General features: G+C 65.5%; 24 protein-coding genes. 13 read left to right on the top strand and 11 right to left on the bottom strand.

The features are described 5' to 3' along the window. Nucleotides 1–82: 82 nt before the first annotated feature. Nucleotides 83–880 carry a glutamate racemase gene (gene murI, locus CHB74_RS01395; protein WP_089217797.1) on the bottom strand — a complete coding sequence of 266 codons (798 nt, stop codon included), beginning with the start codon at nt 878–880 and terminating at the stop codon, nt 83–85. Nucleotides 881–1,005: 125 nt separating this feature from the next. Here murI and plsY point away from each other — a divergent pair, with 125 nt between their 5' ends. Both plsY and dprA read left to right on the top strand, forming a co-directional pair. After that, nucleotides 1,006–1,617: a glycerol-3-phosphate 1-O-acyltransferase PlsY gene (plsY, locus tag CHB74_RS01390; RefSeq protein ID WP_089217796.1), complete on the top strand. Its 612-nt coding sequence runs from the start codon at nt 1,006–1,008 to the stop codon at nt 1,615–1,617. Next, entirely contained in the window at nt 1,610–2,716 is a 1,107-nt protein-coding gene (dprA, locus tag CHB74_RS01385; RefSeq protein ID WP_089217795.1) for a DNA-processing protein DprA, read from the top strand. Before plsY ends, dprA begins: the two co-directional genes overlap by 8 nt. A 2-nt stretch (nt 2,717–2,718) precedes the next feature. On the opposite strand, the gene sugE is transcribed toward dprA, so the two are convergent. From sugE to CHB74_RS01370, 3 genes are all read right to left on the bottom strand, one after another. After that, nucleotides 2,719–3,036 carry a quaternary ammonium compound efflux SMR transporter SugE gene (sugE, locus tag CHB74_RS01380; RefSeq protein ID WP_089217794.1) on the bottom strand — a complete coding sequence of 106 codons (318 nt, stop codon included), beginning with the start codon at nt 3,034–3,036 and terminating at the stop codon, nt 2,719–2,721. Between the two features lie 111 nt (nt 3,037–3,147). Continuing rightward, a complete protein-coding gene (locus CHB74_RS01375; RefSeq protein WP_089217793.1) occupies nt 3,148–3,687 on the bottom strand; it encodes a hypothetical protein in 540 nt (179 codons plus the stop codon). Nucleotides 3,688–3,727: 40 nt separating this feature from the next. After that, nucleotides 3,728–4,252, bottom strand: coding sequence for a GNAT family N-acetyltransferase (locus CHB74_RS01370; protein ID WP_179220661.1), 525 nt, complete (start codon nt 4,250–4,252; stop codon nt 3,728–3,730). Between the two features lie 118 nt (nt 4,253–4,370). Between CHB74_RS01370 and CHB74_RS01365 the strand changes: the two genes are divergently transcribed. The 5 genes from CHB74_RS01365 (at nt 4,371) to alaS (ending at nt 11,759) form a co-directional block, all read left to right on the top strand. Next, complete coding sequence (locus CHB74_RS01365; RefSeq protein ID WP_089217792.1) at nt 4,371–5,006, top strand: glycerophosphoryl diester phosphodiesterase membrane domain-containing protein; 636 nt, start codon at nt 4,371–4,373, stop codon at nt 5,004–5,006. A gap of 70 nt (nt 5,007–5,076) precedes the next feature. Continuing rightward, complete coding sequence (gene topA, locus CHB74_RS01360) at nt 5,077–7,668, top strand: type I DNA topoisomerase (RefSeq protein ID WP_089217791.1); 2,592 nt, start codon at nt 5,077–5,079, stop codon at nt 7,666–7,668. A 114-nt stretch (nt 7,669–7,782) separates the two neighbouring features. Beyond that, the gene (locus CHB74_RS01355; protein ID WP_089217790.1) at nt 7,783–8,409 is read left to right on the top strand and encodes a glutathione S-transferase family protein; all 627 of its coding nucleotides are present in this window, start codon (nt 7,783–7,785) and stop codon (nt 8,407–8,409) included. Continuing rightward, the gene (locus CHB74_RS01350) at nt 8,402–8,905 is read left to right on the top strand and encodes a DUF4019 domain-containing protein (protein WP_089217789.1); all 504 of its coding nucleotides are present in this window, start codon (nt 8,402–8,404) and stop codon (nt 8,903–8,905) included. The genes CHB74_RS01355 and CHB74_RS01350 overlap by 8 nt, the downstream gene beginning before the upstream one ends. 184 nt (nt 8,906–9,089) lie before the next feature. Continuing rightward, nucleotides 9,090–11,759: an alanine--tRNA ligase gene (gene alaS, locus CHB74_RS01345; protein ID WP_089217788.1), complete on the top strand. Its 2,670-nt coding sequence runs from the start codon at nt 9,090–9,092 to the stop codon at nt 11,757–11,759. Between the two features lie 178 nt (nt 11,760–11,937). On the opposite strand, the gene CHB74_RS01340 is transcribed toward alaS, so the two are convergent. The 5 genes from CHB74_RS01340 to CHB74_RS01325 all read right to left on the bottom strand — a co-directional run bounded on the left by CHB74_RS01340 (nt 11,938) and on the right by CHB74_RS01325 (nt 17,475). After that, nucleotides 11,938–12,435 (bottom strand): hypothetical protein, encoded by a 498-nt coding sequence (locus CHB74_RS01340; RefSeq protein WP_089217787.1) that lies wholly within the window; start codon nt 12,433–12,435, stop codon nt 11,938–11,940. A gap of 582 nt (nt 12,436–13,017) precedes the next feature. Then, nucleotides 13,018–13,401, bottom strand: a complete 384-nt coding sequence (locus CHB74_RS21490) for a hypothetical protein (RefSeq protein WP_144033680.1) — start codon at nt 13,399–13,401, stop codon at nt 13,018–13,020. Between the two features lie 190 nt (nt 13,402–13,591). Continuing rightward, nucleotides 13,592–15,313, bottom strand: coding sequence for an N-acyl-D-amino-acid deacylase family protein (locus tag CHB74_RS01335; RefSeq protein ID WP_089217786.1), 1,722 nt, complete (start codon nt 15,311–15,313; stop codon nt 13,592–13,594). A 30-nt stretch (nt 15,314–15,343) separates the two neighbouring features. Beyond that, nucleotides 15,344–16,264: an alpha/beta hydrolase gene (locus tag CHB74_RS01330; RefSeq protein WP_089217785.1), complete on the bottom strand. Its 921-nt coding sequence runs from the start codon at nt 16,262–16,264 to the stop codon at nt 15,344–15,346. A gap of 62 nt (nt 16,265–16,326) precedes the next feature. Then, the gene (locus tag CHB74_RS01325; RefSeq protein ID WP_089217784.1) at nt 16,327–17,475 is read right to left on the bottom strand and encodes an LLM class flavin-dependent oxidoreductase; all 1,149 of its coding nucleotides are present in this window, start codon (nt 17,473–17,475) and stop codon (nt 16,327–16,329) included. A gap of 92 nt (nt 17,476–17,567) precedes the next feature. Here CHB74_RS01325 and CHB74_RS01320 point away from each other — a divergent pair, with 92 nt between their 5' ends. The 5 genes from CHB74_RS01320 (at nt 17,568) to CHB74_RS01300 (ending at nt 24,604) form a co-directional block, all read left to right on the top strand. Beyond that, a complete protein-coding gene (locus CHB74_RS01320; protein ID WP_218821356.1) occupies nt 17,568–18,245 on the top strand; it encodes a TetR/AcrR family transcriptional regulator in 678 nt (225 codons plus the stop codon). Between the two features lie 194 nt (nt 18,246–18,439). Beyond that, nucleotides 18,440–19,228: a histidine phosphatase family protein gene (locus tag CHB74_RS22330; protein ID WP_179220659.1), complete on the top strand. Its 789-nt coding sequence runs from the start codon at nt 18,440–18,442 to the stop codon at nt 19,226–19,228. Nucleotides 19,229–19,304: 76 nt separating this feature from the next. Then, the gene (locus CHB74_RS01310; protein WP_089217781.1) at nt 19,305–19,751 is read left to right on the top strand and encodes a MaoC family dehydratase; all 447 of its coding nucleotides are present in this window, start codon (nt 19,305–19,307) and stop codon (nt 19,749–19,751) included. 59 nt (nt 19,752–19,810) lie between these two features. Beyond that, on the top strand, nt 19,811–21,862 hold the full coding sequence (locus CHB74_RS01305) for a S9 family peptidase (protein ID WP_089217780.1): 2,052 nt from the start codon (nt 19,811–19,813) through the stop codon (nt 21,860–21,862). A 72-nt stretch (nt 21,863–21,934) separates the two neighbouring features. Further along, a complete protein-coding gene (locus CHB74_RS01300) occupies nt 21,935–24,604 on the top strand; it encodes a valine--tRNA ligase (RefSeq protein ID WP_089217779.1) in 2,670 nt (889 codons plus the stop codon). Nucleotides 24,605–24,827: 223 nt separating this feature from the next. Here the strand turns inward: CHB74_RS01300 and CHB74_RS01295 are convergent, their stop codons facing one another. After that, the gene (locus CHB74_RS01295; protein ID WP_089217778.1) at nt 24,828–25,226 is read right to left on the bottom strand and encodes a DoxX family protein; all 399 of its coding nucleotides are present in this window, start codon (nt 25,224–25,226) and stop codon (nt 24,828–24,830) included. On the opposite strand from CHB74_RS01295, the gene CHB74_RS21485 reads away from it, so the two are divergent. Then, a complete protein-coding gene (locus CHB74_RS21485) occupies nt 25,200–25,682 on the top strand; it encodes a hypothetical protein (protein WP_144033679.1) in 483 nt (160 codons plus the stop codon). The two genes, CHB74_RS01295 and CHB74_RS21485, sit on opposite strands and share 27 nt — an antisense overlap. A 113-nt stretch (nt 25,683–25,795) precedes the next feature. Here CHB74_RS21485 and CHB74_RS01285 read toward each other — a convergent pair whose 3' ends face one another. After that, the gene (locus tag CHB74_RS01285) at nt 25,796–26,779 is read right to left on the bottom strand and encodes an NAD(P)H-dependent flavin oxidoreductase (protein ID WP_089217776.1); all 984 of its coding nucleotides are present in this window, start codon (nt 26,777–26,779) and stop codon (nt 25,796–25,798) included. Nucleotides 26,780–26,785: the final 6 nt, after the last annotated feature.

Below are 26,785 nucleotides of genomic sequence, written 5' to 3'. Positions count from 1 at the left end.
GCAACAGCGTCAACCGCGCCGCATTCGCGGATCGGACGCGGGTTTACTTTGGCGGCCATGAAGGCGGCCGGGTCCAGGCCGCCTAGAGGAAATGGATCTCGTCCAGCCCGTAATCGCGCAGGCCGGCGGTGAGGCCGGGGGGCACGTCGAAGGGCGCGGTGAAGAGCGCGATGCCGGGGGCGGGGTTGGCGGGCCATTGCTGCCCTTCGGTAAGGAAGGCGATCCGCCGGGCGATGCCGTCGCCGCCATGGACGAAGCTGAGCGGGCGGGGGCTGGCAGCGGCGAGTTCGGCCTCGACCAGCGGAAAATGGGTGCAGGCAAGCACGATGGTGTCGATGCGGTCGCCGCCGGGCTGATCGAGCAGGCCGGCCATCACGGTGGCATAATCGGCGGGATCGGTCGCTTCGCCGCGCAGGCGTGCTTCGGCCAGTTCGACCAGCCGGGCCGATCCATGGCGCAGCACCAGGCAATCGGCGGCGAAGCGGGCGGACAGATCGTCGACATAAGGTTGGCGCACGGTGGCATTGGTGCCGAGAACGCCGATCGCGCGGGCCGAGGATTGCGCGGCGGCGGGTTTGATGGCGGGGACAGTGCCGACGACCGGCAGATCAAGCGCGGCGCGGACGGCACCCAGCGCGATCGTCGAGGCAGTGTTGCACGCGATCACCACCAGCCGGGGATGATAGCGTTCGACCAGACGGCCGAGCAGCGCCGGCACGCGCGCGGCGATTTCCGCCTCGCTCTTGGTGCCATAGGGAAATCCGCCATTATCCGCGGCATAGACGATCGGCGCGTTGGGCAGGAGCAGGCGGGTGGGCGCGAGGACGGACAGTCCGCCCACGCCCGAATCGAAGAAGAGGATGGGCCGGTTGTCGCTCATGGCCCGGCCATAGCGCAGTGGCCGGGCCGGCGAAAATGCCCTGAACCGCCTTTAGCTCGTCCACCTGGACGATTGCGGTTGTCGTGACAGTCTTTATGGTCATCCCATGATGACAGGGTGGCATTGTGGTTCTTGAGAATTGGGTTTGGCCGCTGATCGCGCTGGTCGGCGGATATTTGCTGGGATCGGTTCCGTTCGGCGTGCTGCTGACGCGCGCCGCCGGCGCGGGCGATCTGCGCAGCATCGGATCGGGCAATATCGGTGCGACCAACGTGCTGCGCACCGGGCGCAAGGGGCTGGCGGCGCTGACGCTGCTGCTGGACGGCGCCAAGGGCGCGGTGGCGGTGCTGATCGCGGCTCAGGTGGGGCCGGACCTTGCACCGGTGGCGGCCGTGGGCGCGTTTTTCGGCCATCTTTATCCGGTGTGGCTGGGCTTTAATGGCGGCAAGGGCGTGGCCACTTTGCTGGGCATCGCGCTCGCTTTGCTGTGGCCCGCGGGGCTGGCCTTCGCGGTGGTGTGGATCGGCACGGCGCTGATCACGCGTTATTCCTCGCTCGGCGGCATGGCGGCGGCGCTGGCCCCGCCGGTGGTGGCGGCGCTGATGGGGAATTATCCGCTGGTGCTGCTGTTCCTGGCCTTCGCGTTGATGGTGTTGTGGAAGCATCGCGGCAATATCGCGCGGCTCTTGGCCGGCACCGAACCGCGCATCGGCGCGAAATCCAAATCGGTTGGCTGACGGGCGCGACCTTCCCGCGCAGGACGCGGATCGCATCGCCCGGCTGCGGCTGATCCGATCCGCCAATATCGGTCCCGTTACCTATCACCAGTTGTTGCTGCGCTTTGGCGATCCGCAGGCGGCGCTCGATGCGCTGCCCGAACTCGCGCGGCGGGGCGGCGGGCGCGAGATCCGCATCGCCAGCCTGAGCGATGTGGAGCGCGAGGTGACCCGTGTCGCCGCGCTTGGCGCACGCTATCTGTTCCGGGGCATCGGCCTGTATCCCCGCGCGCTCGCCGAGATCGAAACCGCGCCACCGGTGCTGATCGTGCGGGGGCAGTTGCGCCTGCTGGATCGGCCGCTGGTGGCGATGGTCGGCGCGCGCAACGCATCGGCGGTCGCGATACGCTTTGCCCGGCAACTCGCCCGCGAACTGAGCGAGGCGGGGGTGACAGTGGTGTCGGGGCTCGCACGCGGGATCGACGCGGCCGCCCATGCCGGATCGCTCGACGGCGGCACCGTGGGGGTGATCGCCGGTGGCATCGACATCGTCTATCCGCCCGAAAATGCCGAGTTGCAGGAGGCGATCGCCGAGCGCGGGGTGTTGATGGCCGAACAGCCGCCCGGCACCGAACCGCGCGCGCGGCATTTCCCCTATCGCAACCGCGTCATCGCCGGGCTGAGCGCCGGAACCGTGGTGGTGGAAGCCGCGCCCAAATCGGGATCGCTGATCACCGCCCGCTTGGCCGCCGACAGCGGACGCGAGGTGATGGCGGTGCCGGGATCGCCGCTCGACCCGCGCGCGCAGGGCTGCAACATGCTGATCCGCGAGGGCGCAACGTTGATCCAGTCCGCAGCGGACATCATGGAGGCGCTGCGGCCGATCGCCATGGGTGTCGCGGCGCCGCCGCAGCGCTTTGCGCGGGCCCCGGTTTCACCCGACGCCGGCGAGGCGGATCGTCGCGCGGTGACGGATCTGCTTGGCCCGGTGGCGGTGCCGGTGGACGAGATCATCCGCCTGTCGGGGCTGGCGCCCGCCATCGTCCAGACCGTGCTGCTCGAACTCGAGCTCGCCGGGCGGCTGGAACGGCAGGCGGGCGGGCGCGTGAGCCTGGCGTAGCGTCAGGCCGCCGACAGCTTCATCATCACGAGGCCCGAGACGATCAGCAGCGCGGCGGCGATCCGCATCGGGCTGATCGATTCGCCGAGCACGACGATGCCGACGACGAAGGCGCCGACCGCGCCGATGCCCGTCCATACGGTGTAGGCGGTGCCGAGCGGCAGCGACTTCATCGAGAAGGACAGCAAGGCGAAGCTGGCGATCATCGTGACGATGGTGACGATCGACGGAACGAGGCGGCTGAACCCATCGGACTGCTTCATCGCGAAAGCCCAGACGACTTCCAGCAGACCGGCGATACCAAGATAAACCCAAGCCATGAATCGGCTCTCCAATAAAGAGCCGGGCCGTCCCGGACTTGTACCCATGTTGGAAAGATGGGGGAGGACGTGGCCTCGCTCGGCGCCTATTTAGGACGCAAGGCGCGAGGGTCAAGCCTTGGCGGCGGCGCGCTTGTCCTTCGCGGCCTGCGCCTTCTTGGTCGCCTGCGATACGCTGCCGACCTGACTGCCCGGCACATGGCTGCGGCTGCGCTTGCTGGGCTTGGCCTTCGCGCCCTTGGATGCGGTGGGCGTGTTGGTTGGGCGGTTGAGGATCTCCTCACCCGCCTTGCGGAAGGCGAGCGCGCGTTGCGCGGCATCGGTAAGCGCCTGCCGCGCGTCGATTTTCCTGATGCGGCTGAATTCGCGGTTGAGGCGCTTCAGCGCGTTGGCGAAGACCTGTTTGCGCTTGGCGGGATGTTCCGCGGTTCCGGGAAAGCTGCCGCCGCGTTCTTCCACCTTGCCGCGAATTTCGCGGATCTTCTGGCGGACGAGCGTGCGTTCGCGATCGCGCAGATCGCGCAGCCGTTTGCGCAGATCATGCAGTTCATCGCGGCTCAGTTCGTAGATCGACGGATGATGCGTCTTGGCGACGATTTCATGGTCTTCATGGCTGAGCAGGCTGCGTTCGGCCTTGCTGGGTACGGACATCGGAACCCTCCCTGACGGACGATAAGGGGCTCAATGCGGCTTAGGGGGCATGGTTCCAATCATCGGCGTCGAGCGCCAGGTAGATGCTGTCGCACCAGCCGATATGGGTGTGCCAGGTGCGTTCGGCGCGGCCGGTTTCGTGAAACCCCAGCCGGGCGAGCAGGCGCAGCGACGCGGCGTTGCGCGGATCGACATCGGCAGTGAGGCGCGGGACGCCGGGGCGCCGGAAGGTATGGGCGATGAACGCGGCCAATGCTTCGCGCGCAAGGCCCTGGCCCCAATGATCGGGGTGGAGCAGATAGCCGATTTCGGGGAGCCGCCATGCGCCGGCCTTGCCGATGACCTGCCCGTCGCGGACGATGATGAAATCGTCGCTGAGATCGGGCGGTGCCGCGATCATCGCGGCGAGCCATTCCTCGGTCTGTTCGCGGGCATCATGCGGCGGCGTCGACCAATAGAGCATGGCGCGGGCATCCGACAGGATGACGTGAAGCGCATCGCGATCATCCCATTGGGCACGACGGAGCGTGAGGCGAGGCGTGACCAGTTGCACGCGGCCACGCATAGCCCGTGGCGACGGATCACGGAAGCGGGGAGGGGCATGTATGAAGCGCTTGCGTCCAAGGGCTTGCCCGCTAGGCTGCATGTCGCTGCCCGGGGGCGGGCGGCGATGAGGGGGACTTATGCACGAGCAGGCCATTGACGCCGGCGCGATCCTGTCGCGTACATTCAACCTGATGCGCGGCAATGTGAAAATGGTGGCGATCACCGCGATTGCGGTGGCCGTGGCTTCCATGATCGGCAGCGCGCTCGGCCTCGCTGCGATGATCTTCGCCCAATATACGATCATATCCGGCCTGCTGGCCAATGCCGATCTGATGCCGGACGGTTATCGCACCCGGCGTTTCTGGGCGATCCTGGGCGTGTGCATCCTCTATAATATCGGCGTGACGCTGGGCATGGTCCTGCTGATCGTGCCGGGGGTGATCCTTGCTGTTCGCTGGGTGCTGGCCGTGCCGGTGCTGATCGGCGAGGAAACCGGCGTGATCGAATCCCTGGGGCGCAGCTGGCAGGAAACCAGGGGGCGTTTCTGGCCGATCCTGATCGCCTTGATTGTGATTTTCCTGCCCGTGATCGCGATGATGGGCATCATCGGCGGCGTGGTGTTCAGCAATGGCGGGGCGGAGCCGGCCCTGGCCATCACGTTGATCGGCAACCTTGTTTCTTCAATTTTTACGGTTGCGGGTTGGCATGCGGCGGTTGCGATCTATGTGATGCTGCGCGTCCGTGGACCGCGGATGGAGGAGATCTTCGCCTGAACCGGGCTTGACGAAGGGCGGCGTGCCTCTCCACCCTCGCGCGTACACATGTGGGGAATAGCCTGAACTCATGAAGCTCGTCGTCGTCGAATCGCCCGCCAAGGCAAAGACCATCGAAAAATATCTGGGCCCGGGCCACCGCGTGCTCGCTTCCTATGGCCATGTCCGCGATCTGCCGGCCAAGGACGGATCGGTCGATCCGGACAACGGCTTCGCGATGGAATGGGAATCCTATGCCGACAAGGCGCGCCAGCTGAAGGCGATTGCCGACGAGGCCAAGGGCGCGGATACCCTGATCCTCGCGACCGACCCTGATCGCGAGGGCGAAGCGATCAGCTGGCACGTGCAGGAGGTGCTGAAGAAGAAGAAGGCGCTGCCGCAGGACGTGCAGCGCGTGACCTTCAACGCGATCACCAAGCCCGCCGTGCTGGACGCGATGGCCAAGCCGCGCGATCTGGACGTCGATCTGATCGACGCCTACCGCGCCCGCCGCGCGCTCGATTATCTGGTGGGCTTCACGCTTTCGCCGGTGCTGTGGCGCAAGCTGCCGGGCGCGAAATCGGCCGGTCGCGTGCAATCGGTGGCGCTGCGCCTGATCGTCGACCGCGAGCGCGAGATCGAGATCTTCAAGCCGCAGGAATATTGGTCGGTCGCGGCCGATATGGAGCAGGATGGCGTTCCCTTCGCCGCGCGGCTGGTGCGCTGGAAGGGCGAGAAAATCGATCGGCTGACGATCGGCAACCAGGGCGATGCCGAGGCCGCGAAGAAGGATGTCGAGGCTGGCCGTTTCGCGGTCGCCTCGGTCGAAACCAAGCCGCTTACCCGCAACCCGCCGCCGCCCTTCACCACCTCCACCTTGCAGCAGGAAGCCGCCCGCAAGCTCGGCTTTTCGGCCAGCCACACCATGCGCGTCGCCCAGAATCTCTACGAGGATGGCGCGATCACCTACATGCGTACCGATGGCGTGCAGATGGACGGCAGCGCGATTTCCGCCGCGCGTGGCGCCATCGCCAACCGCTATGACGGCTCCTACGTGCCGGATAAGCCGCGCCAGTATCAGACCAAGGCGAAGAACGCGCAGGAAGCCCACGAAGCGATCCGGCCGACCGACTTTTCCAAGGATCGCGTTGGTTCGGGTGATCATGCGCGCCTCTACGAACTGATCTTCAAGCGTGCGTTGGCGAGCCAGATGGCGTCTGCCCGGCTGGAGCGGACGACGGTGGAGCTGACCGACGGCACCGGACGCCACGCATTGCGCGCCACTGGCCAGGTCGTGCTCTTCCCCGGCTATCTCGCGCTCTACGAGGAAGGCCGCGACGACGAAGGCGATGAGGATTCGAAGCGCCTGCCCCGCATGGGCGAGGGCGATGCGCCGGCCAAGAAGGCCGTCACCGCCGAACAGCATTTCACCCAGCCGCCGCCGCGTTATTCGGAAGCGAGCCTCGTCAAGAAGATGGAGGAGCTCGGCATCGGGCGGCCTTCCACATATGCGTCGATCCTGCAGACCTTGAAGGATCGCGAATATGTGACGCTAGAAAAGAACCGCTTCATCCCCGAGGAGAGCGGGCGGCTGGTGACGAGCTTCCTTGAACGCTTTTTCGAGCGTTATGTGAGCTACGATTATACCGCCGGGCTGGAAGAAAGCCTGGACGATATTTCCGGCGGCCGGGCGGAATGGCAGAAGGTGCTGGAAGCCTTCTGGCGCGATTTCAAGCCCAAGACCGTCGAGGTGATGGAGCAGAAGCCGTCCGAAGTGACGGCGGCGTTGGACGAGTTCCTCGGGCCGTATCTGTTCCCCGACAAGGGCGATGGCAGCGATCCGCGGCTGTGCCCGGCCTGCCATGCCGGCCGGCTGAGCCTGCGCGGTGGCCGTTTCGGCGCCTTCATCGCCTGTTCCAACTATCCCGAATGCAAGTTCACCCGGCGCTTTGCGCAGAAGGGTGGCGGCGAGGATGGCGGCGATGCCGGCCCGGTCAATCTGGGTGCGGACCCGGCGACCGGACTGGAAGTGACCAAGCGGTCCGGCCGATTCGGCCCATATGTCCAGCTGGGCGACGGCAAGGATGCCAAGCGCGCGTCGATCCCGAAGGACGTGCCGGGCGAGGATTTCGGCATCGACTGGGCACTGAAGCTGCTGTCGCTGCCGCGCGAGGTGGGCGCGCACCCGGAAACGGGCAAGCCGATCACCGCGTCGATCGGCCGCTATGGCCCCTATCTGGCCCATGACGGCAAATATGCGCGGCTGACATCGACCAACGATGTGTTCGAAACGGGCATGAACGCGGCCGTGGTGAAGCTGGCCGAGGCGGCAGCCGGCGGCGGGCGGGCACGCGGCGGCGCGCGCGAACCGCTGCAGGTGTTCGGCCCGAACCCGGAAACGGGCGCCGAGGTGAAGCTGATGGAGGGGCGTTTCGGCCCCTATGTCACCGACGGCACGACCAACGCGACGCTGCCCAAGAGCATGGACCCATCGGCGCTGACGCTGGAAGCGGCGGTGCAGTTGCTGGCCGAACGCGCGGCCAAGGGGCCGGCCAAGGGCAAGAAGAAGGCCGCGCCGAAAAAGGCGGCCGCCGCCAAGAAACCGGCTGCGGCGAAGAAACCGGCGGCCGAAAAGAAGCCTGCCGCGAAGAAGGCCCCCGCCAAGAAAAAGACGGCGGAATGATCGGGCATCCGCCGCCCCGGAGCGATCCGGGGCGGCGGGGCGCGATAAAAAATCCCTCGCTTCCCGTGCGTTCCACAGGCATTTCTGTGGCCCGTTCGCAGGGAGCCGGTGGCCATGACGATCATCGTCCATCATCTCGAAAATTCGCGGTCGCAGCGCGTGCTCTGGCTGCTGGAGGAGCTTGAGCTGCCTTATGAGGTCGTCCGCTATGAGCGCGACCGCAAGACGATGCTGGCCCCGCCCGAACTGAAGCGCGTCCATCCGCTCGGCAAGGCGCCGGTGATCGAGGATGAGGGCCGCGTGATCGCGGAAACCGGCGCGATCGTGGAATATCTGGTGGAAAAGGGTGATGGCCGGCTTGGGCCTCCCGGCAATCGCGATGCCTGCCTGCGCTATCGCCACTTCCTGCATTATGCCGAAGGTTCGATGATGCCGCCGCTGTTCGCGCTGCTGGTGATCGGCAGGCTCGGCATTCTCGGCAAGCCGGCGCTGAAGCCGGTGCAGGGGATGCTGGACCAGCATCTCGACTGGCTGAATAGCGAACTGGCGACGCGGCCCTGGTTCGCCTGCGACAGCTTCACCGCCGCTGACGTGATGATGAGCTTTCCGATCGAGGCATCGCGCCATCGCGGCGGGCTGGGCGCCAGCCGCCCGCATCTGATCGACTGGCTGGAACGTCTCCATGCGCGCCCCGCTTATGGCCGCGCGCTCGCCGTGGGAGGCCCCTACGCTTATGCTTGAATGGTTGATGCTGCTGGCGGGGGCCGCGCTGCCGGCACAGGCGGGCAATGCCATCCCCGACGAAGCCGTCCAGCAACAGGTGACGGACGCGAGCTACGCCTATTTCGCCGCCAAGGATGGCGGCCGGTTCGATCGGGCCTATGCGCTGATCGGCCCGTCGATGCAGAGCTATCTGAAGCCCGATCTGTTCGCGTCCGAAGCCGCGCGCTTCAATGCCGAATCCGGCAAGGCTGCCGAGCGCCGCGTGGTGCGCCTGACCTGGTATCGCGATCCGCCGGACGCGCCGGCGCCCGGCCTGTATGTCGCCGCCGATTTCCGCAGCCAGTTTCCCAATATCCACCTGCATTGCGGCTATCTGATGTGGCATCAGGAACAGGATGGCAGCTTCCGCATCGTCCGCGAGGAGCAGAGCTTCATCGACAAGGGCATGGCGGCGCAATTGCCGCCCGAACGCCTGCGGACGCTGGAAAGCCAGTTCGGCTGTGTGGCGCCCTGAGCGGGGTGATGCCGAAAGGGCGGCAAACCGCGAATCGCCGAACCGCCAGTTGGTGCCGCTGCCGGGGTGACACTGCATTTTATTGGGACCGATGAACCGTGGCGGCGCCTGTTTCGTCAGCCTGCATTCATGCTGAGGCGCGACTCCGCTTGAGATGCGGGCCGTGCTCCACTAAGTCGCGGCCATGACATCGACCAACGACATCCGCCGCTCCTTCCTCGACTACTTCGGTGGCGAGGGGCACCAGATCGTGCCGTCATCTCCGCTGGTGCCGCACAACGATCCGACGTTGATGTTTACCAATGCCGGCATGGTGCCGTTCAAGAACGTGTTCACCGGCCTGGAATCGCGGCCTTATTCCACCGCCACCTCGTCGCAGAAATGCGTCCGCGCGGGCGGCAAGCATAATGATCTGGACAATGTGGGTTATACCGCGCGTCACCACACCTTCTTTGAAATGCTGGGGAATTTTTCCTTCGGCGATTATTTCAAGGAAGGGGCGATCGGGCTCGCCTGGAACCTGCTGACGCGCGAATGGGGCCTGCCCAAGGATAAGCTGACCGTCACCGTCTACCACACGGACGACGAGGCGTTCGATCTGTGGAAGAAGATCGCCGGGCTGCCCGACCAGCGCATCATCCGCATCCCGACCTCCGACAATTTCTGGTCGATGGGCGATACCGGCCCCTGCGGCCCCTGTTCCGAGATCTTTTACGATCATGGCGAGCACATCTATGGCGGCCCTCCGGGCAGCCCCGAAGAGGATGGCGACCGCTTCGTCGAGATCTGGAACCTCGTCTTCATGCAATATGAGCAGCTGACGAAGGAAGAACGCGTCAACCTGCCGCGCCCCTCGATCGACACCGGCATGGGGCTGGAACGCGTAGCCGCCGTGCTGCAGGGCGTGCACGACAATTACGATACCGACACCTTCAAGGCGCTGATCGCGGCGTCGGGCGAACTGACCAAGAGCGACACGGCCGGCGCGATGAAGGCGTCGCACCGGGTGATCGCCGATCATCTCCGCTCGTCGGGCTTCCTGGTGGCGGATGGCGTGCTGCCGGCCAATGAGGGGCGCGGCTATGTGCTTCGCCGCATCATGCGCCGCGCGATGCGCCACGCCCATCTGCTCGGTGCGGCCGAACCGCTGATGTATCGGCTGGTCCCCGCGCTCGTCGCGGAAATGGGCGCGGCCTATCCCGAACTCGTCCGCGCGCAGCCGCTGATCGAAGAAACGCTGAAGCAGGAAGAAACCCGTTTCCGCCAGACGCTGGCCAACGGCCTGAAGCTGCTGGACGAGGCGACGGGCACGATGCAGGCGGGCGAGACGCTGTCGGGCGCCGTGGCGTTCAAGCTCTATGACACTTTTGGCTTCCCTTACGATCTGACCGAGGACGCGCTGCGCGCGCAGGGCTATGGCGTCGATCGCGCCGGTTTCGACGCGGCGATGGCCGAACAAAAGGCCGCCGCCCGCGCCGCCTGGAAGGGTTCTGGCGAAAAGGCGTCGGACGAGGTGTGGTTCGACATTGCCGAGGAAGCCGGCGGCACCGAGTTCACGGGTTATGTGAGCAATAGCGGCGAAGCGACGGTTATCGCTATCGTTCGCGATGGCGAGCGGGTGAAATCCGCGCAGACCGGCGACGAGGTGATGATCGTCACCAACCAGACGCCTTTCTATGGCGAAAGCGGCGGCCAGATGGGCGACATCGGCGAGATCAAGGGCGATGGCGGCTTCTTCGCCACCGTCACCGATACCGCCAAGCCGCTGGGCCGCATCCACGCGCACAAGGCGGTGGTCGAAGGCGGCGAGATCAATGTCGGCGATGCCGTGCAGCTGGCGATCGACGTGGAATATCGCGCCCGCGTCCGCGCCAACCATTCGGCCACGCACCTGCTGCACGCGGCGCTGCGCAAGCATCTGGGCGGCCATGTGACGCAGAAGGGCAGCCTGGTCGCGGCGGATCGTTTCCGTTTCGATTTCTCGCACCCCAAGGCGCTTGGGCCGCAGGAGATTGCGGAGATCGAGGCCGAGGTGAACCGCCACATCCGCGATAATCAGGACGTGTCAACCCGGCTGATGACGCCCGACGACGCGATCGCTGCGGGCGCGATGGCGCTGTTTGGCGAGAAATATGGCGACGAGGTGCGCGTCCTTTCGATGGGCGTGGCCGACAACGCATCCTATTCGGTGGAATTGTGCGGTGGCACCCATGTCGCCGCGCTGGGCGACATCGCCTTGTTCAAGATTGTTTCGGAAAGCGCGGTTTCGTCCGGCGTTCGCCGGATCGAGGCGCTGACCGGCGAAGCCGCGCGCACGTGGCTCACCGGGCGTGAGGATCGGCTGAAGGAAGCCGCGTCCGCGCTGAAGACCGCGCCGGAGGAGGTGCCGGCGCGCGTGCTGGCGCTGGTCGAGGAACGCAAGCGGCTGGAACGCGAACTGGCCGATGCCAAGAAGGCGCTCGCGCTGGCGGGCAGCGGCGGCGGAGCCAAAGCGGACGATGCCGGCCCCGAACAGGTCGGTGGCCGCGCCTTCATCGGCCAGGTGATCGAAGGGCTCGACCCCAAGGGCCTGCGCGGGCTGGTCGACGAAGCCAAGCAGCGCCTGGGTTCGGGCGTGGCGGTGCTCGTGGCGGTCAATGAAGGGCGCGGCTCGGTCGCGGTCGGCGTCACCGACGATCTGAAGGGCGAAGTGAGCGCCGTCGATCTCGTCAAGGCAGCCGTGGCGGCGCTGGGCGGGCAGGGCGGCGGTGGCCGGCCCGATATGGCGCAGGGCGGTGGCCCCGATGGCGCCAAGGCAGCCGATGCCGTGGCCGCCGTGCGCGCTGCGCTGGAAGGCATGGCCGCAGCGGCCTGAACTGCCCCTGCGGTAGCGCGCTGGAGCGGCTTCCGATGCGATGGCATCGGATCAGCCGCTCCATGATTTCGTCATACAGCGATTTCCGGGACGGCGGATGGTGGTGCCATTTGCTTCCCGATCGCGCGAAACGCGGGCTGGCGGAAACCGGGACCGGCCGGGGATGGCCCCGGTCGGTTCAATTGCTGCCGGCGCCGCCGATCAAGCTGACCGTGGTCTTGCCTTCTTCGCGATTGGCGGTGAGCGTGAAGCCGGCTTCGTCGGCTTGCTTGGCCGTCAGCATCTCCATTTCGCCCATCTTCATCTCGCCTTCGATCTTGTAGCCCGCTTTCTGCGCGGCGTCCTTGTAGAAGGCGACGACCTGGCCGGTGGCATCCGCCGTTTCGAAGCTCAGCAGCGTGCCGCCCTTTTCGGCGCCGTCGCCGGTGATGCGCGTGCTGCTGACGACGGTGGCGCCGGGATAGAGGGCAAGCCCGGCGGGCAGGGCCGCCGCACCTTCGCCGCTGACGATCTGCGCCTTGCCGTCCTTGGTTTCGACCGTCAGCGTGCTTTTGCCGTCGGCTTCGGAAACCTTGTAGGTCGCATCACCGATCTTGGTTTCCTGTTCGTCCTTGCTGCCGCACGCGGAAAGAACGAGCAGAAGCGCAAGCGCGGTGGCGGTGGAACGGCCGATCATCAGCGGGTCTCCTCTATCGTTTCGGACCCGGAAGCTCGACCGCGCGACGCGATTGGTCAAGCCTGCGCGTTCTGTGGCCGGGTCGATAGATGTTGATCGCTAACGGCCGCCAGCTTTTGGGGGAGCATTCGACGGTTTCAGTATGCAGCTAAGTCGGAGGGAGCGGACCATCTTTGTTTCGTCACCCCGGACTTGTTCCGGGGTCCACCGTCACGCAGGCGATGCCCCCAGCGGCTCCAACCCGAAAGACACCGCCAGGTCATTCCATGCCGGATTGTCCCGCTCGATCATCAATGGTGATGTGTGCTGTACGGTGGACCCCGGAACAAGTCCGGGGTGACGCAGGTGGAAGTTCAGTAGACGACGACCGCGAAGTGCGAGTGTCGCGACAAAGGTAGAAATCGCCGGCCGATACCTGCCTGTCCGATCTCGGAAAGCTGACGGTCGGAAAACCGGAGGCCTAGCCCCGCCGCTGGATGACAGCAAAGTCGGGGGGGGCAGCCGGGGACTTACTCTATGCCACCTTAAGGTTCGAACGGTGATCTCGCTTCAAAACCATCTCGACTGGAGGGGGGCGTTCGCTCAGTATCCTTCAATATAATCGACGGACCGCAAGAGCATCGTATAGTGCTTCCGTTCCTTGCCTGCTGAGCGCGCGACAGCCACCCACCCATCTTCTTGCGTTTGAAGCCATTCTTGTATGGATTGCCTTTGATCAAGTGTGAGGTCGCGCCCCGCTATCTGATAAACGAAGGCAAAATCGGAATGCGGGTGTGCGGCACGTTCTTCAGGAGTTAGTGCGCGGGAACAAGGACGCCCCAGTGCAAAACGAAAGATGATCTGGTGATCGCTGAGCCGGATGCCCGCGTGGCTGAAATCGTCGCGGCAGCCCCCCGAAACGTCGCGGATCGTTAAATCTTTTTCGGGATTCGTAGTTGGTCCGCGCCGATTGAACACCCAACTCATCCAAAGTCCTTATATAAATTTGACCGTTGAGTCTTGCTCGCCAATCATTCGAGTGTGCCGCTGCTTGGGAAGGTCCGCAATCGGGAACAGCAAAGCCGCACACCAACGTCCTCAATGTCGGCGTGTCCTGACAGGCAGCTATTGGGCGGAGGGCCTCGGCTGCGGACAAACGCGGGAGGTTGGTGGCGCCTTATGCCGCAGCGCGCTGTGCGCCGCGCACGAGTCGGCCTGGTAGCGCGCCGGTGGGGGTGCCGTCGCGTTGTACGGTCACGCCGTTCAGGATCGTTGCGCGATAGCCTTCGGCCGCCTGCGTCAGTCTTTTGCCGCCTTCGGGCAGATCATAAGCGATGCGCGGCGAGTGGAGGGCGAGCCGGTCGAAATCGATGATGTTGATGTCTGCGCGATAGCCGGGGCGGATGAGCCCGCGATCGTGGAGGCCGACGGCGGCGGCGGGGCGGGCGGACAGGCCGGCGATCACCTGTTCCAGCGGTAGCTTCGCACCCGCCGTCCGGTCGCGCGCCCAATGCTGGAGCATGTAAGTGGGCAGGCTTGCGTCACACAGGAAACCGAGATGCGCGCCGCCGTCGCCCAGCCCATAGACGGTATTGGGGTGGCGCAGCATCGCTTCGGCGGCGGCCAGCGATTCCCCGCCGAAATTGGTGGTCGGCAGCATCAGCACCGCGCGGCCGCCTTCCTCCAGCATCAGATCATAAGCATGTTCGGCGGGCGTGAGGCCCAGCTTCGCTGCCCGGCTGGCGACGTTGCTGCCCGGCGCGAATTCGTAATTCACCGGCGCGCCCAGCGGATACATCAACTGGAACTGGCGAATGAAATCGGCACCGATGAAATCGCCGGCATCGGGCGTTTCGCTGGTGATCGCCGCACGGATCGCGGCATCACGCAGCGCCACCAGCCGCTGTTCCACCGGCAGGCCGAGTAGCGATTTCCACGTCGGCGTGTAGCTGAACGGGTGGTAGCTGAGTTCGTAGCCGAGCAGCATGCCCACCGGCCGGCCGCTGACCTGCGCGCGCACCTCCAGCCCGTCGGCATTGCAGCCTTCGATCCAGTCGAGCACTTCCCGCCAGCGATCGGGCGTCGCGTGGATCTGGCCCAGCGATACCGAAAGCGGCCGGCCGGCGCGTTCGACCACGCGGCGCAGCATGCCCAGTTCGCGTTCCGGATCGTCGAAATCGGACACCACTTGCAGCACGCCCTTGCCGGCTGCGCCCAGCGCCTCGCCGATCGCGGCCAGTTCCTCCTCCGCCGCATCGAGCGTGTAGACCAATGTGCCGTCGCTCGCCCGGTGGTTGATCGTGCGCGATGTGCCGAAGCCGATCGCGCCGGCTTCCACGGCTTCCTTCGCCAGCCGCGCCATCGTCGCGCGGTCGTCCGCCGTCGCCTGTTCGCGGTCGATCGCGCGGCGGCCCATGGCGAAGACGCGGAGCGCCGCATGGGGCAGCTGCGCGCAGACATCGGTATCGAACTGCCGCGATCCCACGAAATCGAGATAATCGGGAAAGCTTTCCCACGCCCAGGGCAGTCCGGCGGAGAGCACCACCTCGGGCAGATCCTCCACGCCTTCCATCAGCCGGATCAGATCGGCCCGATCCTGCGGCCGGCACGGGGCGAAGCCGATGCCGCAATTGCCCATCACCGCCGTCGTCACGCCATGCGCGGACGATGGCGCGAGGCGGTTTTCCCACGTCACCTGGCCATCATAATGGGTGTGGATATCGACAAAGCCGGGCGTGACGAGCTGGCCGCGTGCGTCCACCTCCTCCTTGCCGCGCGGCAGGCTTTTACCGATGGCCGCGATCCGCCCGCCGCTGATGGCGATATCGGCGTCCTGCATCGCACCGCCGCTGCCATCCACGACAATGCCGTTGCGGATGACGAGATCGATATCGGCCATGGCGCCACTCCTGATGCTTTTGTCGTTTGCTTATGTCGTGCCGAACGCTTTCTTCAGCGCGGCGGCCGCCTGCGCGACGGCCTGATCGGCTTCGGTGACCAGACCGAACATGCTGACGAAACCGTGGAAGACGCCGGCATAGTCAGTGTAGTCCGTGGCAACGCCCGCCGCACGCAGGGTTTCGGCATAGTTGCGGCCTTCGTCGCGCAAAGGGTCGCATTCGGCGGTGATGATGGTTGCCGGGGGCAGGCGGGTGAGATCCTTCGCGCGGATCGGCGATGCCCAGGGATGCGCGCGATCGGCCGGGTTGGTCACATAAGCCGAAATGCACAGTTCGGAAAAATCGTCGTCGAGGAAATAGCCCTTGGCGAATTCGCGGCGCGACGGCGTGTCCTCCACCATGTCCGCGCCGGGATAGAACATCAGCTGGTGGACGATCGCCGGCCCGCCTTCATCGCGCGCGCGGGCGGCCGTAACCGTCGCCAGCGTGCCGCCGGCGCTGTCGCCACCCACCGCGATCCGGCTGGTATCGAGCCCATAGCGCGTGCCATTGGCCTGCACCCAGCGCAGTGCCGCCAGCGCGTCATCCACCGCCGCAGGAAAGGCATGTTCGGGCGCCAGGCGGTAATCGACCGAGACGATCGCGCATTCGGCAAGGCGCGCGAGGCGGTGGCATAGCCGGTCATGGCTCTCGATCCCGCAGGCGATGTAGCCACCGCCATGGTAGAAGACGAGCACCGGTTCGGCATCGCCCGCCTCCTCGCGGCGATAGATGCGGACCGGCACGCCATCGGCATCCGCGTCGGTCGTGACGATGCGATCGGCCGGGTCGGCCGGTTGCACCATCTGGGCGCTATAGGCACGGAACTCGATCGGGCTGATCGCCTTCATGTCGGGCGCGCTGGCGTTGATATGGGCAAGGATGGCGGACGATGTGGCGTTGAGCGGCATGGCTGTCCCTTGTTTTCTTCCGTCAGTGATGCGCAACGCGACAGCGGTTGCGCGGGGCGGCTTCAGGCCGCCTGCACCTTGGCTTCCTTCGCGCGGAAATGCGGGATCACCGTTTCGCCCATGTGGCGGATCGTTTCCATGATCGCTTCATGCGGCACGGTGCCCATCTGCATCAGCATCAGCACTTCGTCGGCGCCGGCCTCTTCCAGCCGTTCCAGATAGGCGATCGCGTCCTGCGGCGTGCCATAGGCATGGTCGACATTGTACATGTCGGTCGCGGCCGGCGTGACGGGGATCTTCGCCTCGTTCAGATAGGCGACGGTCATCGCCTCGGCCTGCCGGAACGCATCTTCATGCTCGGCGGAGGAGGCGTCCTCCACGTCGATCTCGGGCTTGCCGCCGCCGCCATACCAATGGTGGATCGCCTGCGCGAAGAAGCGCTGGCCGCGCAGGCCGATCCGCCGCGCCTTTTCGCGATCGTCGCTGATGATCGTCGGGCAGCCGACGCACAGCCATTCATTGGCGAAATAGCCGACCTGCTTCGCGGGATCGCGATTGGCGAAGGCATCGCGATAGATGCGGTTCTGGCGGGCAGTATCCTCGGGCGTGTTGAAGCCCAGCACCATGCCGCCCAGCCCGCGCGATGCGGCGGTGATCAGAGATTCATCGCGCGTGCACGCCATGTACATCGGCGGGTGCGGCTGCTGATAGGGCTTGGGGTGGATCGGCCGGCGCGGGATTTTGATATATTTCCCGTCATGCTCGATCTCCTCCTCGACCATGATCCTGGGGATCAGATACATGCTCTCGTCGATCATCGGCTGCAGTTCGGCGAGGTCGTAGCCGAAGGTGCCGGCTTCCTGCTGGGTGCCGCCCTTGCCGACGCCGAAATTGACGCGCCCGCGCGACAATATGTCCAGCGTGGCGACGCGTTCGGCCACTTTTACCGGATGGTTCATCGCCGGCGGCAGGCAGATCACGCCATGGCCGATGCGGATGCGCTTGGTCTGCCCCGCGATGAAGGCGAGGAAGGTCTCCGGCGCCGACATATGGGCATATTGGGTCAGCGCATGATGCTCGACCGCCCATACCCCGTCGAAGCCCATTTCCTCGGCATAAAGCGCCTGATCGACCGCTTCGTAAAATGTCCGCTGCTCGGATTCGCGCGACGTATCGACCATCTGGGCTTCGAAGCAGACCGAAAACTTCATGGCGTCTCTCCTGGCATTCTTTTCCGGGGGGCTCTGCGGCCGTGATACAATTTATATCATGCTATAATTTGATGCCAAGCCCGTGTCGCGATATGCGGAAGCGCAGGCGGATGCAGGGGGCGGTGTTGACGGCGAGGCGGGGGCACAAGGGGGTGGAACGGCGGCGGCAGGCCATCCTTGCCGCCGCGCGGGCGATGCTCAATCGCGAGCCGCTGGCGATGCGCCGGCTGGCCGATGCGGCGGGCGTCAGCCCAGCCACGCCCTATAATCTGTTCGGCACGAAGCGCCGGCTGTTCGTGGCGCTTTACGAACAGCAGCGCGCGGAACTGATCGACCGGCTGGCGGCAAGCGATCCGCCTGACGCCTTTGCGCGTATGTTCCACGCCATTCACCTGTTCGGGGCCGAGTTGGCGGCCGAACCCGCTTTCTTTCGCGCGCTGTTCGCCACGCTCTATGCCAGCGACCCGGACGAGCCGACGCCGCCCGGCAGCGATCCGGGGGCGGCCTTCTGGCGTGCGATCGTCGCCGATCTGCACAAGGAAGGGCTGATCCGCGCGACCGTCAGCGTCGACGCCTTCGCCGCCAATTTCGTCTATCTGATCGGCGGCGCCACGCTTGATTGGGTGGAAGGTCGGATCGACGTCGACCGCTGGGAAACCGCCGTGGCTTATGGCCTTGCGCTGTCGGCGCTCACCGTCGCGACCGACACGGCTCGCGCCGATCTTCAAACCCGGCTCGCGGTGCTCGAAGCCCGGATCGCGATCGCCTGATCGATGAAAGCGCGCCGCGACGCCAAGTATCGCCAAGACGAAATGTGAAGGCGTCGGATGCCGAGCTGAAAATGATCTGCCAGCTTGGCGCTCGTTTCGGTCGGTCTGGCGGTATCACCGGAATCATTATTGAAGGCGGATTAACCATATTTTACGCATGGCATCCCAAAGCCAGAAAAACGGAGAGGATGTCGATGTCGAGAATCACGCTCATCGCCGCGCTTTTGATCGCGGCGGCGCAGGGCGCTGCCGCCAATGCGGCCAGCTTCCTATTCATCCGCCACGCGGAAAGCACGGCGAATGCCGGCACCGCGACAACGCTTGAGGAAATGCTCAATCCGCCGCTCACCGAACTGGGGCAGCAGCAGGCGCTTGATCTGGCCGATGAGCTGGCCGGCTATGACATCCGCACGATCTACACCAGCGCTTACCAGCGGACCGCGCAGACGATCGCGCCGACGGCGGCTCATTTCGGCCTGACACCGACGGCGGATGCCCGCACCAACGAATGGTATGTCGGCGACGTCGGCAACGGCGCGACGGTGGACTATTACAGCATCATCGGCCGCTGGGCTGCTGGCGACACCGCCGCCAAGGCGGATCTGCCCAATGCCGAATCACTCGACGACATGGTCGCCCGCGTCGTGCCGGCGTGGCAGGACATCATCAACGCCCACAAGGATGACGATGGCGTGGTCGCGATCGTGGGCCATGGCGCCGCGATCGGTTTCGTCATGCCCTATTTCGCGCAGAATGTGAGCCCAGGCTTCTCCTTCTCGCACGGGATGCACAATACCGGCATCATCAAGCTCGAGATCATCAACGACCAGCCTTATGTGACGGACTGGCAGGGCACGGAACTGCCGGTTCCGGCCGCGGTTCCCGAGCCGGCGGCCTGGGCGATGATGCTGATCGGCTTCGGCGCGATCGGCACGGCCATGCGCACCGCGCAGGCCCAGCGCCGCCGCGTGAAACTGGCATAAGAACATAGCCGAAACCCCATCGGGAGGGGCGTCCTCCCGATGGGCATCGCTTGTCAAAGGGGGCAAGAGAGAAGGAATGCGGGACTTTCTGGAAGCGATCGAAATCGGGCGGGCGACGACGTTCGCCAAGACCGTGACGGAGAGCGACGTATCGCTGTTCGCCGGGATCAGTGGCGATTTCGCGCGCAACCATATCGACGAAGCCTATATGCGGCGCACGCCTTTCGGCGGGCGGATCGCGCATGGGCTGTTGCTGCTCGGCTATACGTCGCGCACGTCGACCCTGATGTGCGAGGCGTGCCTGAACGGATCGGACGCTTTTGTGCCGCTGGCGCTGGGTTTCGATCGGGTGCGGTTCCTGCGGCCGGTGCGGATCGGTGAGACGATCACGGTGCGTTATGCGGTGGAAGCTGTGGACGTCGCGCGCGGGCGGATGACGAGCGCGGTTTCGATCGTCAACGAGGCGGGTGATGCGGTGCTCGCGGCGACGCATATCGTGAAATGGGTGCCGGCGGAGGCGTGAGAGGGGGGGCAAACGGCCCCATTGCCCGGTCCGGCCGTTCTGCCCTATTCCCGGCACCCATGAAGAAGCTCTCTGCTGCGAGCCTTGCCGCGCTCGCCTTCGCCGTGGCCGCCACTCCCGCCGCCGCCCGTCCGCTCACCGCGCAGGATCTGGTGGGTCTTTCGCGCCTGTCCGATCCGGTGGTTTCGCCTGACGGCCGCTGGGCGGTGTGGCAGCAGCGCGAGACCGACCTTGCCGCCAATAAGGGCCGGACGGACCTGTGGCGGATCGACCTGAAGGCGAAGAAGGCGCAGCCCGAACGGTTGCTGGCCGATCCGGCGGTGAACGAGAGCGCGCCGGCCTTCGCCGCCGATGGCTCGCTCTGGTTCATGTCCGACAAGTCGGGCGCGAGCGAGGTGTGGCGGCTGGCGCCGGGGGCGGCCGCGCCCGAACAGGTGACGAGCGGCGACCGGGGGATTTCCGGGTTCCAGCTTTCGCCCACGGGCAGCAGCCTGCTGGTGTGGGCCGACAAGCTGCCAGGCGCGCCCTCGCTTGAACCGGCGATGGCCAAGAAGGATGCGAATGCCGGGTCGGGCCGCACCTATGACCAGCTTTTCGTGCGTCATTGGGATACATGGGCCGATGGCACGCGGGCGCAATTGTTCGTGCTGCCGTTGGCCAATGGCAAGGCCACGGGCGATGGCGTATCGCTGATGGGCGGCCTTGTCGGCGACAGCCCGTCCAAGCCATATGGCGGGGCTGAGGAGGTGGCCTGGGCGCCCGACGGCAAGACCGTCTATTTCGCGCTGCGCGAAGCTGGCCGCATCGAATCGCTGTCGACCAATCTCGACATTTTCAGCGTGCCTGCGGACGGATCGACCAAACCCACCAACCTGACGGCGGGCAATAAGGGCACCGACAATCTTCCCGCCGTTTCGCCCGACGGCAAATGGCTGGCCTGGGCGGCGATGGCGCGGGCCGGCTATGAGGCCGATCGGATGGTTGTCCACCTGCGCGAAATCGCGACTGGCAAGGTGACGGTGCTGACCGAGGGGTGGGACCGTTCGGTCGAATCGATCGCCTGGGCGCCCAATTCGGCCAGCCTGTTCGTCACCGCGCGCGACCATTTCGACAAACCGATCTTCCAGATCGACCTCGCCGGCGGCAAGGTGCGCCGGCTGACCGGCGACGGATCGGTCGCCGGTGTCGCGATCAATGGCAATGGCGTGGTCTATGCGCTCGACAGCGTGACCGCGCCGACGGACCTGTTCGCGATGGACGAATATGGCAAGTCGACTAAGCTGACGGCCGTCAACGCCGCCAGGCTAGCCGGCGTCGATATGCCGGAAGCCACCCGGTTCAGCTTTGCCGGGGCCAATGGCGATACCGTGTGGGCCTATGCCGTGAAGCCTGCAGGGCTGGCGAAGGGCGCGAAGGTGCCGCTCGCTTATATCGTCCATGGCGGGCCGCAATCGACGCTGGGCAATGCCTGGTCCTATCGCTGGAACCCGGCGGTGGTGGCATCGGCGGGCTTTGGCGCGGTGTTCGTCGATTTCCATGGTTCGACCGGCTACGGCCAGGCGTTCACCGACAGCATCAACAAGGATTGGGGCGGCAAGCCGCTGGAAGACCTGAAGAAGGGCGTCGTCGCCGTTCAGGCCAAATTCCCGTGGATCGACACGGCCAATGGCTGCGCGCTCGGTGGTTCCTATGGCGGCTATATGATGAACTGGATCGCCGGCCAGTGGCCGGACGGGTTCAAGTGCCTCGTCACCCATGCCGGCGTGTTCGATGCGCGTGCCATGGCCTATGAGACCGAGGAATTGTGGTTCGACGAATGGGAGCATGGTGGCCCCTATTTCGAGAATCCGGCCGAGTTCGAGAAATGGAACCCGGTGAACCATGTGACGGCTTGGAAGACGCCGATGCTGGTGATCCACGGCGAGAAGGATTTCCGTATCCCCTATACGCAGGGGCTGGCTGCCTTCACCGCGCTCCAGCGCCGCGAAATCCCGTCGCGGCTGGTGATGTTCCCGGACGAGAATCACTGGATCCTCAAGCCCAAGAACAGCCTGCAATGGTATGCCGAAACGCTGGGCTGGATGACGAAGTGGACAGCGAAGGCGCAATAATCGCGTAACCCGGCAGGCCGGGGTTGAAGGAACGGGTTTCTTGTCGCGTCCGGCCCGGCTAAAGCCCCGGCCATGACCGAACTCGCCAAGACCTTCGACCCCGCCGCCATCGAGGCCCGCTGGTATGCCCATTGGGAAACGGAAGGCCGCTTCCGCCCCGAACGGCCGGACGCGCAACCCTATACGATCGTCATCCCGCCGCCCAATGTGACGGGCAGCCTGCATATCGGCCATGCGCTGGACAACACGCTGCAGGACATCCTGATCCGCCACGCGCGGTTGCAAGGCAAGGATGCGCTGTGGGTGGTCGGCACCGATCATGCCGGCATCGCCACGCAGATGGTGGTCGAGCGGCAGATGAACGCCAAGGGCGAGAAACGCACCGATTACAGCCGCGAGGATTTCGTGGCGAAGGTGTGGGAGTGGAAGGCCGAAAGCGGCGGCACGATCACCGGCCAGCTCCGTCGGCTGGGCGCATCGTGCGACTGGGCGAACGAACGCTTCACGATGGACGAGGGCTTTTCGAAGGCGGTCCTCAAGGTGTTCGTTGATCTCTACAACCAGGGTCTGCTCTATCGCGACAAGCGTCTGGTGAACTGGGATCCGGGCCTCAAGACCGCGATCTCGGACCTTGAGGTCGAAACCAAGGAAATCGCCGGCAAGTTCTGGCACTTCGCTTATCCGCTGGCGGACGGATCGGGCGTGATCGAGGTGGCGACCACCCGGCCGGAAACCATGCTGGCCGACATGGCCGTCGCGGTGAACCCCGAGGACGAGCGCTATATCGCGCTGATCGGCCAGAAGGTGCGCCTGCCGATCACCGGCCGCCTGATCCCTATCGTTGCCGACACCCACGCCGACCCGGAGCTGGGATCGGGCGCGGTGAAAATCACGCCGGGGCACGACTTCAACGATTTCGAGGTGGGCAAGCGCGCGGGTTTCCGTCCCGCCGACATGCTCAACATGCTCGATGCCGACGCGAAAGTGGTGCAGACGGCGGACGGGCTGATCCCGGCCGAGTTCCTGGGCCTCGACCGCTTCGACGCGCGCAAGCTGGTGGTGGAGCAGCTGAAGGCGGCGGGCGTGCTGATCGCGCATGTCGACAAGGACGGCAATGAGCATGAGGCCGAGCCGCGCACCATCCAGACGCCTTATGGTGATCGTTCGGGCGTGGTGATCGAACCCTGGCTGACCGACCAATGGTATGTCGATGCCGAGACGCTGGCGAAGCCCGCGATCGCGGCGGTGCGCGATGGCGATATCCGCGTCGTGCCGGAAACGTGGAAGAAGACGTGGTTCAACTGGCTGGAAAATATCCAGCCGTGGTGCGTCTCGCGCCAGCTCTGGTGGGGCCATCAGATACCGGCCTGGTATGATGCCGAAGGCCAGGTCTATGTCGCCGAGGATGAGGCGGCGGCGCAGGCGCTGGCCGGCAACAAGGCGATCACGCGCGACAGCGACGTGCTCGACACCTGGTTCTCGTCCGCTTTGTGGCCGTTCGGCACGCTCGGCTGGCCGGACCAGACCGACAAGCTCGCCAAGCATTATCCGAACGATGTGCTGATTTCGGGCTTCGACATCCTGTTCTTCTGGGATGCCCGCATGGCGATGCAGGGCCTGCACTTCATGAAGGAAGTGCCGTGGAAGACGCTCTACCTCCATGGCCTCGTCCGCGATGCCCAGGGGCAGAAGATGTCCAAGTCCAAGGGCAATACGGTCGATCCGCTGGGCCTGATCGACAAGTTCGGCGCGGATGCGCTGCGCTTCACGCTGGCGGCGATGGAAAGCCAGGGCCGCGACATCAAGCTCGATGAAAAGCGGGTCGAAGGCTATCGCAACTTCGCGACCAAGCTGTGGAACGCCGCACGCTTCTGCCAGTCGAACGGCATCGGCGCATCGGCGCAGATCGAGCCGCCGGCGGCTGAGCTTGCCGTCAACCGCTGGATCATCGCGGAAACCGTGAAGACGGTGCAGGCGCTGGATATCGCGCTGGCCGACCTGCGTTTCGACGAGAGCGCCAACACCGTCTACCAGTTCACCTGGGCGACCTTCTGCGACTGGTATCTCGAACTGATCAAGCCGCTGTTCGCCGAGGCCGGCGCTGGCGCGGACGAGACGCGGAAGGTGGCGGGTTGGGTGCTCGACCAGATTCTCGTCATGCTCCACCCGTTCATGCCCTTCATCACCGAAGAGCTGTGGCATGCGCTGGGTGATCGCCCCTATGACCTGATCCTTGCGCACTGGCCGATGGCGGATGCGCGCGCGATCGATCCGGCTGCGCAGAAGGAGATCGACTGGCTGATCCGGCTGGTGAGCGAGGTGCGCGCCGCGCGCTCCGAACTCAACGTGCCGCCCGGCGCGAAGCTGGTGGCGCATCTGCGCGATGCCGGTGCGGAAACGCTGGCCCGGCTCGACCGCCAGACGGCGGCGATCGCCCGGCTTGCCCGCATCACGGTGAGCGCCGGTCCGGCGCCGGCCGGCGGCGCCGCGCAGGTGGTGGTGGACGAGGCGACCTTCGTCCTGCCGCTGGAAGGCGTGATCGACCTCGCGGCCGAAAAGGCCCGCCTCGCCAAGGCGATCGCAGGCGCCGAAAAGGAGCGCGATGCGCTCGCCAAGCGGCTGAACTCGCCGGGCTTTGCCGAGAAGGCCAAGCCCGAGGCGGTGGCCAAGGCGCGTGCCGACCATGCCGAACGGTCAGCCGAGGCTGAACGACTGGCCGCCGCGCTCCAGCGACTGGGCTGAGGCGTGGAGCGATATCCGATTCAACGGGTCGGATATCGCTCTGGGCTCTTGTTGCACACTGATACCCGAGCTTGTGGCTATCGCCGCTGCCGCCGCGTGAATCGCGTTTGGGCGCGTTCAGACGTTCCCACGGTGAAGGGCTGCCTGTGGCGGCCGGTTGCGCGGTACCCCTCCTAGCCGCTTTCACCGGTCGGATGGCGCGGCGTAGCGATGGTCGTGGTGTTCAACTTCTGCGTTTCATTCCGTCGATGCTGAAGGCGCCGGCGCCGGCGGCGGCGAGATAGAGGAAGATGAAGCAGAACAGGATGGAAGGCTCGCCGCCGTTGAGGACGGGGTAGAAGCTCTGCGGGGCGTGGACGAGGAAATAGGCCACGGCCATCTGGCCGGAGAGCAGGAAGGCCGTCGGCCGGGTGAACAGGCCGAGGATGGTGAGAATGCCGCCGACCAGTTCAAGAATGGCGGCCGCGCCGAGGAGCGACATCAGGGGCTGAACGCCGGGCTGGGCGCCCGCAGGAAAGCCCCATAGCTTCACAAGTCCATGGGACAAGAATAGCAGGCCGGTGACGATCCGAAGCACGCCGAGGATAGTGGATGCATGGCGATCGAGCGCGGGAATTATCATAAATACCCCTCCACATTGCCGATGCGTTTAGATTCGATTATATTTCTTGCGTCAACATGGCGTTGCTATTTCGATGTTGGTGGCCCTTTTCGGATTATTTTCCGCGCAGGGAACCACTTAACTATCGGACGCGTTGCGATCGTTGCCGGGAAGTTTCCGGCGGACAACTGGGAGGAAGATATGCGGTTTTCGCGCCTTCTGGGCATGATGATGGCGGGCTCTATGATTGCCACGCCGGTCGTCGCCCAAGCACAGGTTGCCACTGGTGCCAGTTCCGGCGCGTCGGCGCTGAGCGTGGCCAACAATCCGGGCATTCGTTCCGGCGCTGCGGTGAAGAACGCCAACAAGGCCGGCGGTGCCGGTTGGATCATCGGCGCCATCGCGATGGTGGCCGGCGTGACGTGGGCGATCGTCGACGACAATGACGACGACGATGACGACGCCGTCAGCAACTGATCTTTGATCGGATGTGACGTCGATTGCACGTCATAGGAAAACCCCGGCCGAAAAGCCGGGGTTTTTCTGTTTCATGGGGGTAGCGGAGCCCTAAGAGCGGCCTCCGCGTCGCTTCAGCCGCGTGCGGACAGGGCGCCTTCGGCCTCGGCGACAAGCGCCGCGACGATATCGGCGACGGGTTCTTCGCGCGTGACCATGCCGACCGACTGGCCGGCCATCAGCGAGCCATTTTCCACATCGCCGTCGATCACCGCGCGGCGGAGCGCGCCGGCCCAATAATGTTCGATCTGGAGCTGGGCCTCGGCCATTTCGAGGCGGCCTTCATCCAGCGCCTGGGCGACTTCGCGCTGTTTGGCGGTGAACAATTCGGTGGAGGCGTTCTTGAGTGCGCGGACCGGGATCACCGGCAGGCGCGGATCGATCTGCACGCTGGCCACCGCTTCGCGGGCCGGGGCGCGGATGAACGCCTTCTTGAAATTGGGGTGGGCGATCGATTCGGTCGCGCAGACGAAGCGCGTGCCGAGCTGGACGCCGGCGGCGCCCATTTCCAGATAGGCGGCGATCGCCTCGCCCCGGCCGATGCCGCCGGCGACGAACACGGGAAGCTTGTCCGCCAGTTCGGGCAGGATTTCCTGCGCCAGAACCGAGGTGGACACGGGGCCGATATGGCCGCCGGCTTCCATCCCCTCGATCACCAGCGCGTCGATGCCCGAACGGACAAGCTTCTTGGCGAGCGCCAGCGCGGGGGCGAAGCAGATCACCTTCGCGCCGGAGGCCTTGATCCTGTCGATCGCGCCGCCCGGCGGCAGCCCGCCGGCGAGCACGACATGGCCGACCTGATGGCGGGTGCAGACCTCGATCAGTTCGTTGAGATCGGGGTGCATGGTGATCAGGTTGACGCCGAACGGCCGGGCCGTCAGCGCCTTGGTGCCCGCGATCTCGGCATCGAGCAGCGCGGGCGTCATCGCGCCGCACGCGATGACGCCGAAGCCGCCGGCATTCGAGATGGCGGCAACGAGATGCCGCTCCGACACCCACGACATGGCGCCGGCCATGATGGCGTAGCGGGCCCCGAGGAACTCCGCCCCGCGGGCCATCAGCGC

Source organism: Edaphosphingomonas laterariae, from assembly GCF_900188165.1.
Taxonomy (GTDB): domain Bacteria; phylum Pseudomonadota; class Alphaproteobacteria; order Sphingomonadales; family Sphingomonadaceae; genus Sphingomonas_E; species Sphingomonas_E laterariae.
The sequence above is the reverse complement of the archived record's forward strand: the minus strand, read 5'-3'. Positions and strand labels throughout refer to the sequence as shown.